This is a genomic window from Bacillus sp. 166amftsu, from assembly GCF_900107445.1.
GTDB classification, from domain to species: Bacteria; Bacillota; Bacilli; order Bacillales; family Bacillaceae_G; genus Bacillus_A; species Bacillus_A arachidis.
In genome coordinates, this window is sequence record NZ_FNQA01000001.1 from 200,987 (window position 1) to 216,928 (window position 15,942).

14 protein-coding genes are annotated in these 15,942 nt (G+C 38.4%); all 14 read right to left on the reverse strand.

Translation table 11 applies throughout. The features are described 5' to 3' along the window. The 14 genes from BLV40_RS01130 to rpsB all read right to left on the reverse strand — a co-directional run bounded on the left by BLV40_RS01130 (position 1) and on the right by rpsB (position 15,916). Positions 1-312, reverse strand: coding sequence for a YlxQ family RNA-binding protein (locus tag BLV40_RS01130; RefSeq protein ID WP_026590334.1), 312 nt, complete (start codon positions 310-312; stop codon positions 1-3). Continuing rightward, positions 313-585, reverse strand: coding sequence for an RNase P modulator RnpM (locus BLV40_RS01135; protein ID WP_026590333.1), 273 nt, complete (start codon positions 583-585; stop codon positions 313-315). 11 nt (positions 586-596) lie between these two features. Next, positions 597-1,697, reverse strand: a complete 1,101-nt coding sequence (gene nusA / locus BLV40_RS01140; RefSeq protein ID WP_026590332.1) for a transcription termination factor NusA — start codon at positions 1,695-1,697, stop codon at positions 597-599. 17 nt (positions 1,698-1,714) lie between these two features. After that, positions 1,715-2,185 (reverse strand): ribosome maturation factor RimP, encoded by a 471-nt coding sequence (rimP, locus tag BLV40_RS01145; RefSeq protein ID WP_026590331.1) that lies wholly within the window; start codon positions 2,183-2,185, stop codon positions 1,715-1,717. A gap of 335 nt (positions 2,186-2,520) precedes the next feature. Continuing rightward, a complete protein-coding gene (locus tag BLV40_RS01150; protein ID WP_026590330.1) occupies positions 2,521-6,822 on the reverse strand; it encodes a PolC-type DNA polymerase III in 4,302 nt (1,433 codons plus the stop codon). Between the two features lie 125 nt (positions 6,823-6,947). Then, complete coding sequence (locus BLV40_RS01155) at positions 6,948-8,648, reverse strand: proline--tRNA ligase (RefSeq protein ID WP_026590329.1); 1,701 nt, start codon at positions 8,646-8,648, stop codon at positions 6,948-6,950. Between the two features lie 139 nt (positions 8,649-8,787). Continuing rightward, complete coding sequence (gene rseP, locus BLV40_RS01160; RefSeq protein WP_139265437.1) at positions 8,788-10,044, reverse strand: RIP metalloprotease RseP; 1,257 nt, start codon at positions 10,042-10,044, stop codon at positions 8,788-8,790. A gap of 17 nt (positions 10,045-10,061) precedes the next feature. Then, positions 10,062-11,204, reverse strand: coding sequence for a 1-deoxy-D-xylulose-5-phosphate reductoisomerase (dxr, locus tag BLV40_RS01165; protein ID WP_090687103.1), 1,143 nt, complete (start codon positions 11,202-11,204; stop codon positions 10,062-10,064). A gap of 20 nt (positions 11,205-11,224) precedes the next feature. Beyond that, complete coding sequence (locus BLV40_RS01170; RefSeq protein ID WP_026590326.1) at positions 11,225-12,016, reverse strand: phosphatidate cytidylyltransferase; 792 nt, start codon at positions 12,014-12,016, stop codon at positions 11,225-11,227. Between the two features lie 17 nt (positions 12,017-12,033). Continuing rightward, entirely contained in the window at positions 12,034-12,810 is a 777-nt protein-coding gene (locus tag BLV40_RS01175) for an isoprenyl transferase (RefSeq protein WP_026590325.1), read from the reverse strand. Positions 12,811-12,895: 85 nt separating this feature from the next. Continuing rightward, positions 12,896-13,453 carry a ribosome recycling factor gene (gene frr, locus BLV40_RS01180; protein WP_026590324.1) on the reverse strand — a complete coding sequence of 186 codons (558 nt, stop codon included), beginning with the start codon at positions 13,451-13,453 and terminating at the stop codon, positions 12,896-12,898. Positions 13,454-13,455: 2 nt separating this feature from the next. Next, positions 13,456-14,178 (reverse strand): UMP kinase, encoded by a 723-nt coding sequence (gene pyrH, locus BLV40_RS01185; protein WP_026590323.1) that lies wholly within the window; start codon positions 14,176-14,178, stop codon positions 13,456-13,458. Positions 14,179-14,244: 66 nt separating this feature from the next. Next, positions 14,245-15,132 carry a translation elongation factor Ts gene (gene tsf / locus BLV40_RS01190; protein ID WP_090687105.1) on the reverse strand — a complete coding sequence of 296 codons (888 nt, stop codon included), beginning with the start codon at positions 15,130-15,132 and terminating at the stop codon, positions 14,245-14,247. 82 nt (positions 15,133-15,214) lie between these two features. Beyond that, positions 15,215-15,916, reverse strand: a complete 702-nt coding sequence (rpsB, locus tag BLV40_RS01195; RefSeq protein ID WP_026590321.1) for a 30S ribosomal protein S2 — start codon at positions 15,914-15,916, stop codon at positions 15,215-15,217. Positions 15,917-15,942: the final 26 nt, after the last annotated feature.

Below are 15,942 nucleotides of genomic sequence, written 5' to 3' on the forward strand. Positions count from 1 at the left end.
TCACCCCCGGTAAGTTGTATCGAGCATGCTACGCAGCTTTTTCGCAAAGCCTTCATCTAACACAGCTACAACGACTCGCTCGTCTCTCCCAATCGCATGCCCTAATTGTTGTCGATTTTCGACTTTTCTCATTGGTATGTTGTAGTACGTGGTTTTATCAGTGATGCGCTTTGTAGTGTTCACTGACGCATCTTCAGAAAGCAACACAAGCTTTGCTTTGCCACTTCGTACCTCTTTTAAAACGAGTTCTTCACCCGAAATTATTTTTCGAGCACGGTTTGCTAGTCCTAAAAACGCTTTCCAATCGGACACCTATTTCGACTCCTTCTCAACGAGCTCAAGAAGCTCTTCGTAAAGAGAACTGTCGATCTTCGCTTTTAGATGATGTTCCAAAATATTTTTCTTTTGTGCTTGAATAATACATTCCTTGTCCTTTGACAAATATGCACCGCGTCCTGATTTCTTTCCAGTTAAATCAATGGACACTTCGCCCTCTTTGGAACGAACAATGCGAACGAGCTCGCGTTTTGATTTCATTTCTTGCGTTGCAACACATTTTCTTAACGGAACTTTCCGATTGCTCACCATCATCACCTCTATTCGATTTCGTCTTCAACTGAATCGAATGCGATCATGCTGTCTTCTTCTGTTACAATGCCAAGTTGCTTCGCATCAGACTCGCTCTTAATGTCAATTTTCCAACCTGTTAATTTTGCTGCAAGACGCGCATTTTGTCCACGTTTACCAATCGCTAATGAAAGCTGGTGATCCGGGACTACTACAGTCGTTGCTTTTTCTTCTTCATTTACAAGTACTTTTACAACTTGTGATGGACTTAAAGCATTTGCCACATATTCAACTGGATCGTTTGACCAGCGAACAATATCAATCTTTTCACCTTTTAGTTCATCTACAATGCGTTGTACACGTTGTCCTTTTGGACCTACGCAAGAACCTACTGGATCAACATCGATATTCTCTGCATATACAGAAATTTTAGAACGATCGCCTGCTTCACGTGCTACAGAACGAATTTCTACAGTTCCATCATAAATTTCTGGTACCTCAATTTCAAATAAACGTTTTAAAAGACCTGGATGTGTACGTGATACGTAAATTTGTGGTCCTTTTGTCGTTTTTTCTACTTTTGTAATAAAGACACGAATACGATCGTGTGGTTTATATTGTTCGTTCGGCATTTGCTCACTTACTGGTAATAATGCCTCGACTTTTCCTAAGCTTACATAAATAAAGCGAGCATCTTGGCGTTGTACAATACCAACCATGATATCTTCTTCACGATCACTAAATTCTGAATAAATAACACCGCGTTCCGCTTCGCGTACACGTTGTGTCACAACTTGTTTTGCAGTCTGTGCTGCAATACGCCCGAAATCTTTTGGCGTTACTTCAATTTCTAATACGTCGCCATCTTGATAGTTCGGGTTAATTTGCCTTGCTTCTTCTACAGAAATTTCAAGACGTGGGTCAAACACATTACTTACAACGTCTTTACGTGCTAAAACTTGAATTGTTCCCACTTCAGGATTAAAACTAACACGTACATTTTGTGCTTGGTTAAAATTGCGTTTATAAGCAGAGATTAAAGCTGCTTCAATTGCATCAATAATAATATCTTTGCTAATACCTTTTTCTGATTCTAATACGAGCAAAGCATCTAACAACTCAGTGCTCATGAAGATCCCCCTTCTTACTAAAACGTAACAGCAAGTCGCGCATTGGCAACTTTATCCATTGGAATTTGGATTTCTTTTTTACGTGTTTTAATTGTTAATAATAGTGTAATTGTTGTACCATCATAGGACAGTAGCTTTCCTTCAAACATCTTTTCGCCATCAATCGGCTCATATGTTTTAATTGCCACCTGTCTTCCTACCGCTTGCTGGAAGTCTTTTTCTTTCTTTAATGGGCGTTCCGCTCCAGGAGATGATACATCCAAAAAGTAAAGATGAGGAATTGGATCCTCTTTATCTAAAGCTTCGCTTAAACGTTCACTTACCGCACCGCATTCCTCAATGTCTACTCCTGTTTCAGAATCGATGAATACGCGTAAAAACCAGTCTTTTCCTTCTTTCACATATTCTACATCTACCAGTTCAAGATTTAACTCTTCAACAATCGGCTGCGCGAGTGCTTCAACAACTTCTGTGACTTTCTTATCCATAAACAGCCTCCTTTCTGCCGCCATGTACCATTTGAAAGAAAAGCTCCGCTCTGTTTTATTGCGGTCTATCTTATTCTTTCTCGTTAGCTAACAAAAGCCCCTGCCACTTAGCAGGGAATATCTGTCTTAGTATTACCAAATTTAAGAAGTAAAACTTGTAACAAAATATGTATATACGACAGAAACATTCTACCTACATACGTAGATAAAACATAGATAGTAACACGAAAGAGTGGGTTTCCCCACTCTTTTTTTTGCACAATATACATGACATGGTTATCTCGGTTAATAGTATAACATAGCAAATAGCGATTTGCAAAGAATTTTCCTACCTATTAGAACAGTGATAATTGGTTTTGATCTGGCAAATCGCCTAAACAACCTTGACTATCTAAATACTCAATAATTGTTTTAGAAACCTTACTTCGCTGCTGCAAGTCCTCTTTTGATAAAAACTCACCATTTTCACGTGCTTCTACAATACTTATAGCAGCATTTGTACCAAGACCAGGTATTGCATTAAATGGCGGGATTAACGTATCTCCATCAATAATAAAGTCTGTTGCATGGGAACGATATAAATCAACCTTTTGGAATGAATATCCACGTTCGCACATTTCAAGTGTCATTTCTAAAACCGTTAATAAACTCTTCTCTTTAGGAGAAGCATCTAATCCTTTCTGTGCAATTTCATCAATTCTCACACGGATTGATGCTGATCCTTTTACCATTGCCTCTACATCAAAGTCATCTGCACGTACTGTAAAGTATGCAGCATAAAACAGAAGTGCAAAGTGAACTTTGAAGTAAGCTATACGTACAGCCATTAGCACATACGCAGCTGCATGGGCTTTAGGGAACATATATTTAATCTTTTTACAAGAATCAATATACCAACCTGGTACATTGTTATTACGCATCTCCTCTTCCCATTCTTCTGGTACACCTTTACCTTTACGCACCGACTCCATAATTTTAAACGCTAAAGATGGATCTAACCCTTGATAAATTAAATACACCATAATATCATCACGACAACCAATAACTTCACTCAGTGTACATGTACCGTTATAAATTAGTTCATTCGCATTACCAAGCCATACATCTGTACCATGGGATAGGCCAGAAATTTGGACAAGCTCTGAGAATGTCGTTGGCTTTGTTTCTTCTAACATCTGTCTTACGAATTTCGTACCAAACTCCGGTATACCAAGTGTTCCGGTCTTACAATTAATTTGTTCTTCTGTGACACCTAATGACTCTGGGCCTGAGAAGATTTTCATTACTTCTGGATCGTCAGTTGGTATTGTTTTCGGATCAATTCCACTTAAATCTTGTAACATACGAATAACGGTCGGATCATCGTGCCCTAGTATATCAAGTTTTAATAAATTATCATGAATAGAGTGGAAATCAAAGTGTGTCGTTCTCCACTCCGCCCCTACTGAATCAGCCGGGAATTGAATTGGTGAAAAATCAAAAATATCCATGTAATCTGGCACAACAATAATACCACCTGGATGCTGCCCCGTTGTACGCTTTACGCCAGTACACCCTGCAACAAGGCGATCAACTTCAGCATTTCGAATCGTTAAGTTATGATCAGATGCATAACCTTTTACATAACCATAAGCTGTTTTCTCTGCAACCGTACCGATCGTTCCCGCACGATATACATAGTCTTCACCGAACAGTACTTTCGTATAGTTATGTGCTCGTGGTTGGTATTCTCCGGAGAAATTCAAATCAATATCGGGAACCTTATCCCCTTTAAAACCAAGGAATGTTTCGAAAGGAATATCGTGTCCATCTTTTACATAAGGAATATTACATGTTGGACAATCTTTATCAGGTAAGTCAAAACCAGAACCTACAGAACCATCGTTAAAGAACTCTGATTGCTTACATTTTGGACATACATAGTGTGGTGGTAATGGGTTTACTTCAGTAATCTCCATCATTGTCGCAACAAATGATGATCCTACCGATCCACGTGAACCTACAAGATAACCATCAACTAATGATTTTTTCACAAGCTTATGTGAAATTAAATAAATTACGGCAAATCCATGTCCAATAATACTTTTTAATTCTTTTTCTAGACGGGCTTCTACAATTTCTGGTAGTTCTTCACCATAGATACTCCGCGCCATTTTGTAACTCATATCACGTGTTTCATCATCTGCACCTTCAATTTTCGGTGTGTATAAGTCATCTTTTACTGGATGAACGTCGCCAATCAATGATGCGATTTTTTGTGTATTTGTCACAACAATTTCCTTTGCTTTTTCTTCTCCAAGGAACGAGAAGCAATCTAACATTTCATCTGTTGTGCGGAAATATACAGGTGGTAATGAATGACGATTTAAAGGATTGGCTCCACCTTGTGAGCTTACTAAAATTTTCCGATACATTGCATCTTCTGGATCTAGATAATGTACATTTCCTGTCGCAACAACCGGTTTATCTAATGTTTCACCTAATTTTACTAAGTTGGAAATAATCGTTTTTAATTGTCCTTCATCTCGAACTAACTCAAGTTCTACTAAATGACGTAACACCTCTGGAGGCATCACTTCAATGTAATCATAAAACTGGGCAATTTCTTCTACTTCTTCTGGTGCCTTTTGCATCATCGCCTCAAATACTTCACCTTTATCACAAGCTGTTCCGACTAATATACCTTCTCGATATTTTTTCAATAATGATCGTGGCACTCGTGGTACTCGGTAGAAATAATTAATATGTGAATATGAAACAAGTTTGTATAAGTTTTTTAAACCTTCATCAGATGTTGCAAGCAAGGTGACATGACTCGGTCTTCCACGCTTATACGAATCGCCTTGTCCCATACTGTCATTTAATTGATCGTGATACTCATAACCTTTTTCAATCACATCTTTTAACATTTTTACTAACAAATATCCTGTTGCTTCTGTATCATAAATCGCACGGTGATGTTGTGTTAATTCGATATCAAGCTTTTTACACATTGTATTTAAGCGGTGGTTCTTCATCTCTGGGAATAAGAATCTAGCTAGTTCTAATGTATCAATAACTGGGTTTTGGGGCTTGTCTAAGCCACATTTCTTAAATCCTACATTTATGAATCCCATATCAAAACTTGCATTATGTGCAACAAGTGTATGATCACCCATCCACTCTTCAAACTTTTTAAATACTTCTCCTACTTCTGGTGCATCAGTCAACATATCATCTGTAATACCAGTTAACTCCATGATTGTAGCTGATAGCGGTTGATGCGGATTTGCAAAAGATTCAAAGCGATCAATAATTTCGCCGCCTTTCACTTTTACTGCCGCTAATTCAATAACCGTATCATATACTGCAGATAACCCTGTTGTTTCGACATCAAAGACAACATATGTTTCATCTGCAAGCAACCTGTGTTCTTCATTATACGCAATTGGAACACCATCGTTTACTAAGTTTGCTTCCACACCATAAATAACTTTGATACCTGCTTTTTTACCAGCAGAGTATGCTTCCGGGAAAGACTGTGCAACTGCATGGTCTGTAACCGCAATCGCTTCATGTCCCCATTTTCCAGCTTGCGCGACGAGCTTAGATACTCCGGTAACAGCATCCATTTGACTCATTGGTGTATGCAAATGTAGCTCTACTCGTTTTTCTCCTTCCGGTGCTTTATCCTTACGAGAAGGCCCTGTTATTTCGTTAATATCGTTCGCAATCATTACTAAGTCACGAACGAATGTATCGTTTTGGACCGAGCCTCGAGCTTTTACCCACATTCCTTTTTTCAAAGATTGCAGAAGCGGAAGATCCTCTTTATCACGCGAAAACATCTTAATCATAATGGAATCCGTATAATCCGTCATTTTTAAAGTTAATAACGTACGTCCACTGCGAAGTTCTTTCGTTTCCACATGGAAGACATAGCCTTGAACGGTTTTTCTTCTTTCTTCATCTTGAATTTCGCGCATCGGTGTGATTTCTTCATCCGGCTTAATAAGATACCCAAGCACAACTGGTCCTTCATGTACAACATCGCTTTCTTCAGCTTGCTTCTTAGCCATCTCTTCCATAGCTTGTATAACACGCTGGCGATCCTCTTGCTGTGTTTGCTCACGAAACTTTTGAACTTCCTCTTCGTTTTGCTTTATATTCGTTTCCAGCTGAAAACGTGGAAACCCAAACACTTCATATTGATCCCCTACTGGCTTCGCTAGATTTTTCTTTAAAGTCGTAGATTCTAACTCGTTATTTACATCAAGTAACAACTTTACCCCATTCACATATGGAAGTTGCTTCTTTAAATATGCAAACATAGGTGAAAAAGTAATTCGATCTGTACAGAGCGGCCAATATGCTTTGACCTCTTCTTCCGTATATTGTTTATTCTCCGTCATTAGTGCAAATGACGTGTTTGCAATATGTGAAAATGACTGCTTAAGCTGCGTTTCAAGCAATTCATATAATTCCGTTGGTAAAATACGTGGCACTTGCAAATCAAAATGCCAGCTTTTATTCGCTTTATCGACAACTAACCTTTGTATACCACCACCTTGTAAATATTGATTTACAAGGTCTTCAGGCATCTGCAGCTGCTGGAGCAAAATTTGAAATCGCTCTTGTTGTTCATTTGTTAACGACATAAACATCCTCCTTCCATCTGCTATTATAAATCGAAACTTTCGGCAAAGAAAGATTTCTTCCCTTTAACTCATTACCTTTTACTTTACATAGAAATAGAAGGTACCTCACCTGGAGGTACCTCTTCTTATTTTACAATATTAGTAATGTATGCATGAAGTTCTTCTACCTTCACTTCTGCAGATTCATTTGTAGCACGTACTTTTACTTCAACGATGCCTTCATCAGCTTTTTTACCAACTGTTACTCGAACTGGAAGACCGAATAAGTCCGCATCAGCAAATTTAACACCTGCACGCTCCGCACGATCATCTAACAATACTTCATAGCCTTGTTCTTGTAATGAATTGTAGATTGTTTCGCCTACTTCGCGTTGTGCGTCAGACTTCATATTTACTGGAATCACATGTACATGGAATGGTGCAACAGCTTTTGGCCAAACCAGACCATTCTCATCATTAAACTGTTCGGCAATTGCCGCAACTGTACGAGACACCCCAATACCATAGCATCCCATAATAAGTGGCTTCGTTTTTCCATTCTCATCTAAGAACGTTGCATTCATTGCTTCGCTATAACGTGTACCTAATTTAAATACATGTCCAACTTCGATACCACGGGCAAAACGGATTGTCCCTTGTCCATCTGGAGATTGATCTCCTTCTTGAATGAAACGTAAATCTGTATATTGACTCACCTTAAAGTCACGCTCTGGATTTACATTTACATAATGGAATCCCTCTTCATTTGCTCCACAGCAACCATTTACAATTGCTGCTACTGCATGGTCAGCAATGACTTCAACATCATCTGCTACGTCAATTGGGCCTAGAGAGCCCACTTCACAATTTAACAGTTCTCTTACTTCGTCATATGAAGCAAGTTCAACAACTGAAGCGCCGTATACGTTCTTCACTTTTACATCATTTACTTCATGATCCCCGCGAACAAGTACAACAACAAACTTTTCATCGACCTTAAAGACCATAGATTTGATGCAATTTGATGCTTCGATATTTAAAAATGCAGAAACTTCTTCAATTGCTTTTTGATCTGGTGTTGCTACTTTTTCAAGTGCTTTTTCGGCTTCATCGCTCTTTGTATACGAAGCAACAACTGGAGCCATTTCAATATTTGCTGCATAATCAGATGTATCAGAATACGCAATTGTGTCTTCTCCTACATCCGATAATACCATAAATTCATGTGTATCTTTACCACCCATTGCTCCAGAATCAGCAATAACAGCACGGAAATTCAAGCCACAGCGAGAAAAAATATTAGAATATGCTTGATATATGCGATTATAAACTTCATCTAAACTTTCTTGTGTCGCATGGAAAGAGTAAGCATCTTTCATTAAAAATTCTCTTCCGCGTAATAAACCAAAACGAGGTCTTTGCTCATCACGGAATTTTGTTTGGATTTGATATAGTGTTAACGGTAATTTTTTATAAGATTTAATCTCATCACGTACAAGATCTGTAATAACTTCCTCGTGCGTTGCTCCTAATGCAAACTCACGATCATTACGATCTTTCATACGCATTAACTCAGAACCGTAAGAATACCAGCGACCTGATTCTTGCCATAATTCAGCCGCTTGCATTGCTGGCATTAATAATTCTACAGCCCCTGCTCGTTCCATCTCTTCTCGAACAATACGTTCCACTTTGTGCAATACTTTTAACCCAAGTGGTAAAAAACTGTAAATACCAGAAGCGTTTTGACGCATAAACCCTGCACGAAGTAGCAATTGATGACTTTTAATCTCAGCATCAGCTGGTACTTCACGTAATGTAGGACTAAATACCGTACTTTGTTTCATCTATTCGCACCTCTTTAATTTACTCTAATACGCAGTAAAACCCCCCACCTCAAATTAGGTGAGGGATTGCTACTTTAAGAGTTCTATTCATTTCATTCATTATTCACAAAAAATATCGTGAATTTTATTCCACTTTATTTTACAAGAAAAACTTCCGAATGTCATTCCACGTTACAACTAACATAAGTAGCATCAATAACGCAAAACCAATAAAGTGAACCATTCCTTCTTTTTGACGATCAATTGGTTTCCCTCGCAACGCTTCGATTAAGAAGAAGAACAAGCGTCCTCCATCAAGAGCAGGAACAGGTAATAAGTTGAATAAACCAAGGTTTATACTTAAAACAGCCGCCAAGCTCAGAACACGAGTGAAACCATAATCTACTACTTGGTCTGTTAAATTATAAATCCCTACCGGACCTGATAAATCATTAATAGAAAACTGCCCCGTTACTAATTTCATCAGGGAATCAAAAATTAATTTTGTCCATGTATACGTCTGCTCAAAACCTGATTGAATAGAACCAACAATAGATTTCTCTACAGGAGAGTATACACCAATTCTACCAACCTCTTCCTTACCTTCTTTATCAGCTGTTGGCGTTACTTTTACATTAAATTGTTCGCTATCACGTTTTACCTGAAGGGTAATTTCTTTATTTGGGTGCTCACGTACAATCGAAACAACATCTTTCCACGTATTCGTGTCTTTCCCATCAATTGCTTGAATCGTATCATGTTGTTTCAATCCTGCTTGTTCTGCAACACTATCCTTCATTATTTTGCCAATCATTGGCTTATCAACAGGAATACCTTGTACCAATCCAATGATAACAAAAATAACAAACGCAAGAATGAAGTTCATAGCAGGACCTGCAAAGATTGTTAACGCTCGCTGCCCTAACGTTTTAGAACCAAATTGCCTGTTAAACGGAGCGATTTGGATTTCTTCTCCAGCTGAAACAATACGAGCTTTTTCATTCACACGGAAAGTTTGCAATTCCTCCTCGTATTCTTCGTAACCAGATATTGTGAGATTATGTTCTAAATCCGCTTGTTCTACTTCAATCACGCGAACATTCGGATACTTTTCGCGCCCGTCTAGAACTAATTTCATAACCTCTTCGTTTTCATTTAGCACAAGTCCAACTTTTTTTCCTGGTTTTAATTCAACCGTTTCTGCATCCTCGCCAGCCATTCTAACATAGCCTCCAAGTGGCAGCAGCCGAACTGTATATACCGTTTCATTCTTTTCAAATGAAAATATTTTTGGTCCAAAACCAATCGCAAACTCGCGGCATAAAATACCCGCTCTTTTGGCGAAATATAGATGCCCTAGCTCATGGAAAAATACGAGTGCACCAAAAATTAATATAAAGGCAATCGCTGTATTCAATTCCATAACCACCTTTGCTAAATTTGTTCCATCACAAACCGTCTTGTGGCTGCATCAATTTCCTGAATTTCCTCTAAGCTCGGACGCGCAATGACATTGTGATGGTGCATTGCTTTTTCAATGAGATCTTCTACTGTTAAGAAACCAATTTTCTTTTGTAAAAAGGCTGCCACAGCAACTTCATTCGCTGCATTCATTACAGCTGGCATGCTTCCGCCCGTTTTTCCAGCTTCATACGCAAAGCGTAGGCAACGGAAACGCTCTTGGTTCATTTGTTCAAAATGCAGTGTTCCAATTTCCCATAAATTTAACTGTTTTGTATCTGAAAGTGGTAATCGATCAGGATATGTAAGTGCATATTGAATTGGTACGCGCATATCTGGTGAGCCGAGCTGTGCCATTACACTACGGTCCTCAAATTCAACCATAGAATGAATAATGCTTTCTTTATGTAAAACAACATCGATTTGCTCATAAGGTATGCCAAAAAGCCAATGCGCTTCGATTACTTCCAGCCCCTTATTCATCATTGTAGCAGAATCAATTGTAATTTTCGAACCCATTGACCAGTTTGGATGACGAAGCGCATCCTCTACTGTTACATGATGCAATTCATCTCTCGTTTTATCACGGAAACTCCCGCCTGAAGCAGTGATAACTAAGCGCGAGATTCGTTTTTCATTTTCTCCATTCAAGCATTGAAAAATAGCTGAATGCTCACTATCTACTGGAAGTAATGACACATTATGTTTGCGTGCAGCTTCCATTACAATGTGTCCTGCAGTTACTAATGTTTCTTTATTCGCAATTCCAATTGTTTTTTTTGCCTCAATTGCACGAAGTGTTGGTAACAATCCTACGCTACCTACAACAGCATTTATAACAACTTCTGCACTCGGATGAAGAGCTACCTCTAATAGTCCTTCGTCACCACATACTACTTTTGTATTTCCAGAAACGGATTGTAACCTGACAACATCCTCCTCTCTTTGTACGGAGACAAGCTGAGGAGAAAATTCCTGAATAACTTTTACTGCGTAGTCAATATTTTTCCCTACAGAAAAAGCAACGAGACGGAATTGGTCTGGGTGCAAGCGTAATACGTCTAAAGTTTGTGTTCCAATCGATCCACTTGCCCCTAATAAACTAATGTTTTTCATGATTCCAACCCCTCGTTTTATTATGAAATGAAATGTAAGAAGTGTAAAATCGGTAATACGAACAACCAGCTATCTGTTCGATCTAATATTCCACCATGCCCAGGTAAAATTGTACCTGAATCTTTCACACCGTAATGGCGTTTAAATGCGGATTGCACCAAATCACCAATTTGTCCAAAAATAGATATTGCAACTGTAACAATAATTACCATTCCAATATTCTCATGCACTTGGAAAAACATATTGTACACAAAAGCAACAACAATACCACACAGAATACCGCCTAATGAGCCTTCTATCGTTTTATTCGGACTAATCTCTGGCCATAATTTTCTTTTTCCAACTGCTTTTCCTATGAAATATGCGCCTGAATCAGTTGCCCAAATAACAAACAATGCATAAAACACATATTCAATCCCGGCTATTCTCGTTTCATTTAAATACAAGAATCCCATTGCAACATACGTCGTTGCCATCAGTAAAAATGAAGCATTGTCAAAAGTAAATGTATTCTTCGAAAGGACTGTATATGATAAAAGTAATAACACAATCAAAAATGTGATTTCTAATTTATCTAATCCAATCCAATCAAAAACTCCTCGTGCATTACTTGGAACTAAAATAATCCATAATAATAATGCAGCTAAAAACGTTGGCACCGAAATAAATGTAAGCTTGTTCATACGAACTAATTCATATAATCCAATAGAAGCAAGTGCATACACTAAAACTGTAAAAGGCACGCCACCATAAAATACGATGGGAATGAATAGCGCGGCAGCAATCACTCCAGTAATAATTCTCTGTTTCACTACCAAACCCTCTCTTTCTACACGCCTCCGAATCTGCGCCCTCTATGTTGAAAGTCTGTAATTGCATGTAGCAAATGTTCCTCGGTAAAATCTGGCCAATACACATCTGTAAACCAAAGCTCCGAATACGCAATTTGCCATAGCATGAAATTACTAATACGCAATTCCCCACTTGTACGAATAAGCAAGTCTGGGTCAGGTAAAGAACTTGTCATTAAGTATGAAGAAATCATTTCTTCATTTATATCTTCTGAACGAACTTTCCCTTCTTCGTTATCTTTCATCATATGTTGCACAGCAGAAACGATTTCATCGCGACTTCCATAGTTTAACGCAAAATTGAGAATTAATCCCGTGTTCTCTTTTGTATCTTCCATGGCTTTTTCCATCGCTCTGCGCGTATGCGTAGGAAGACGATCTTTTTGTCCAATTACTCGAACTTGTACATTTTCTTCAATCAACTCTGGTAAAAATGTACCTAAAAATTCTTCTGGAAGTTTCATTAAATATTCGACTTCCTTTTTCGGTCTTTTCCAGTTCTCAGTAGAAAAAGCATAAAGAGTCAGCACTTTTACATCAAGTTTACTAGCAAATTTCGTAATTTTTTTTACTACTTGCATTCCTTCATGATGTCCGGCAATGCGGGGCATTGCTCTTCTCTTTGCCCATCTTCCATTACCATCCATAATGATCGCAATGTGCTCTGGGATATATCCCTTTTTCACTTTTTCAACGAGATGATCAAACGATGCGACCTTTTTACCTTTAAAAAAAGGAAACTTTTTAAACATCATTCATACCCTCCAACAAGCAGACGTATGCCTAAAAGTGTAAAAAGACCCCCTTAAGAAGAGGGTCATATTTGCGAAGGTATCGCTATTACACTTCCATGATTTCTTTTTCTTTGTTTTTTGCGATTTCGTCAACTTTTGCAATATATTTATCTGTTTCTTTTTGGATATCTTCAGCATATCCTCGTAAATCGTCTTCTGTAATATCGCCAGCTTTTTCAAGCTTTTTAAGATCATCGTTCGCATCACGACGTACGTTACGAACTGCTACTTTTGCTTCTTCAGCATATTTCTTAACAGTTTTTACTAAGTCTTTACGACGTTCTTCCGTTAATGCAGGGAATGCGATACGAATTACTGATCCGTCATTAGAAGGGTTTAAACCTAAATCAGCTTTTAAGATTGCCTTTTCAATATCACCGATAGATGTTTTATCATAAGGTTGAATGACAAGTAAACGTGCTTCAGGAACTGTAATGTTCGCTAATTGCACAACAGGTGTTGGTGCACCATAGTAATCAACTTGTACCTTATCTAAAGCAGACGCGCTTGCACGGCCAGCACGAACTGAAGCTAACTCGCGAGAGTAAGCACCAACTGCTTTTTCCATTTTTTCATTTGCAGTTTTTAATACTTGTTGTCCCATATTTATTTCCCCCTTACAATTGTTCCAATATTTTCGCCTAAAACGGCACGTTTAATATTTCCTTTTTCCATAACTGAGAATACAATTAGTGGAATATCATTATCCATACATAATGAAGAAGCAGTAGAATCCATTACACCTAAACCTTCTTTTAATACATCTAAGTATGTCAGTGATTCATATTTCGTAGCGGTTTCATCAACAGAAGGATCTGCACTGTAAACACCGTCTACATTATTTTTCGCCATTAAAATAACATCAGCTTCGATTTCCGCCGCACGTAAAGCTGCAGTTGTATCTGTAGAGAAATATGGGTTACCTGTACCTGCTGCGAAAATCACAACACGTTTCTTCTCTAAGTGACGAATCGCTTTACGGCGAATATAAGGTTCTGCCACTTGACGCATTTCAATAGAAGTTTGAACACGTGTTTGAATCCCAATGTTCTCCAAGCTATCTTGAAGAGCTAATGAGTTCATAACTGTCGCTAACATGCCCATGTAATCCGCTCCTGCACGATCCATGCCCATTTCGCTTCCGATTTTTCCACGCCAAATGTTTCCGCCACCTACAACAACAGCAACCTCTACATCAAGTTCTGCAATTTCTTTCACTTGTTCTGCAACTGATTTAATAACAGCTGGGTTAATTCCAAATCCTTTTTCACCAGCTAAAGCTTCACCGCTTAACTTTAAAACGACACGATTATATTTCGGTTTACTCATAATGAACCTCCAATGGCTTACATCTTTATTTTAAAAAAGGGAACACAATGTGTTCCCTAAACTGTATTAGTTGTTACCTTTTACTTGGTTCATTACTTCTTCAGCAAAGTTGTCTTCACGCTTCTCGATACCTTCACCAACAGCGTAGCGAACGAATCCTTTAACTGTTCCGCCTTTAGACTCAACGAACTGACGAACTTTCATATCAGGGTTTTTAACGAATGCTTGGTCAAGTAAGCAAATCTCTTCGAAGAATTTACCTAGGCGACCTTCAACCATCTTAGCAACGATTTTTTCAGGCTTGCCTTCGTTTAAAGCTTGTTGCGTTAATACTTGACGCTCATGCTCAACTTCTTCAGCTGTTACAGCATCGCGGTCGATGTATTTAGGGTTAACTGCTGCAACATGCATTGCTACGTCTTTAGCAGCTGCTTCATCAGTAGAACCTTCAAGAACTGTTACTACACCAATACGTCCACCCATGTGTAAGTAAGCACCGAATGCATCCGCATCAGTTTTTGTTACGATTTCGAAACGACGAAGTGTAAGTTTTTCACCAATTTTAGCAATTGCTTCATTGATGTGCTCTTCTACTGATTTACCGTTTGCAATTGTTTGAGTCATAGCTTCCTCAACAGATGCAGGTTTGTTAGCTAATAAGTGAGCAGCTAATTCTTTTGTTAAAGCTTGGAAACCTTCGTTTTTCGCAACAAAGTCAGTTTCAGAGTTTAATTCTAAGATTAAAGCATCGTTACCGTTTGTTTCGATGTAAGTTAAACCTTCAGCAGCAATGCGGTCTGCTTTTTTCGCAGCTTTCGCAATACCTTTCTCACGTAAGAAGTCAATTGCCTTCTCCATGTCGCCATTCATTTCTGTTAAAGCTTTTTTGCAGTCCATCATACCTGCGCCAGTTTTTTCGCGAAGTTCTTTTACCATTTGTGCAGTGATTGCCATACTTTTCATCCTCCTAAAATATGTATTTATACCTTAAAAAAGGTGATAAAAGGCCGAACCCCTTATCACCTTTCCAAATTTGTTACGCAGTAACAGTCTCTTCACCTTGTTTTGCTTCAAGGATCGCGTCTGCCATTTTAGATGTAAGAAGTTTTACAGCACGAATTGCATCATCGTTTGCTGGAATTACGTGATCGATTTCGTCTGGATCACAGTTTGTATCAACGATACCGATGATTGGAATGTGTAATTTGCGTGCTTCAGCAACTGCGATACGCTCTTTACGAGGGTCTACAACGAATAATGCACTTGGAAGACCTTTCATATCTTTAATGCCGCCTAAGAATTTCTCAAGACGCTCTAACTCTTTCTTAAGTTGAACAACTTCTTTCTTAGGAAGTACTTCGAAAGTACCATCTTCTTGCATTCTTTCGATGTCTTTAAGACGCTTGATACGCTTTTGGATTGTTTGGAAGTTTGTTAACGTTCCACCTAACCAACGTTGGTTAACGAAGTACATACCAGCACGAGTTGCTTCTTCTTTAATAGCTTCTTGTGCTTGTTTTTTTGTACCTACGAATAAGATGTCTCCACCTTCAGCAGCGATGTTACGCATTACGTTGAAAGCTTCCTCAACTTTTTTCACAGTTTTTTGTAAGTCGATGATATAGATACCGTTACGCTCTGTGAAAATGTAACGTTTCATTTTTGGGTTCCAACGACGAGTTTGATGTCCGAAATGAACACCAGCTTCAAGCAATTGCTTCATAGAAATTACTGACATAGTTTAGTTCCTCCTAAATGGTTTTT

Coding starts and splice junctions, on each gene's coding strand:
- nusA (WP_026590332.1), bottom strand. CDS start 1,697: ATGAGCACTGAGTTGTTAGATGCTTTGCTCGTATTAGAATCAGAAAAA.
- rimP (WP_026590331.1), bottom strand. CDS start 2,185: ATGGATAAGAAAGTCACAGAAGTTGTTGAAGCACTCGCGCAGCCGATT.
- BLV40_RS01150 (WP_026590330.1), bottom strand. CDS start 6,822: ATGTCGTTAACAAATGAACAACAAGAGCGATTTCAAATTTTGCTCCAG.
- BLV40_RS01155 (WP_026590329.1), bottom strand. CDS start 8,648: ATGAAACAAAGTACGGTATTTAGTCCTACATTACGTGAAGTACCAGCT.
- dxr (WP_090687103.1), bottom strand. CDS start 11,204: ATGAAAAACATTAGTTTATTAGGGGCAAGTGGATCGATTGGAACACAA.
- BLV40_RS01175 (WP_026590325.1), bottom strand. CDS start 12,810: ATGATGTTTAAAAAGTTTCCTTTTTTTAAAGGTAAAAAGGTCGCATCG.
- frr (WP_026590324.1), bottom strand. CDS start 13,453: ATGGGACAACAAGTATTAAAAACTGCAAATGAAAAAATGGAAAAAGCA.
- pyrH (WP_026590323.1), bottom strand. CDS start 14,178: ATGAGTAAACCGAAATATAATCGTGTCGTTTTAAAGTTAAGCGGTGAA.
- tsf (WP_090687105.1), bottom strand. CDS start 15,132: ATGGCAATCACTGCACAAATGGTAAAAGAACTTCGCGAAAAAACTGGC.
- rpsB (WP_026590321.1), bottom strand. CDS start 15,916: ATGTCAGTAATTTCTATGAAGCAATTGCTTGAAGCTGGTGTTCATTTC.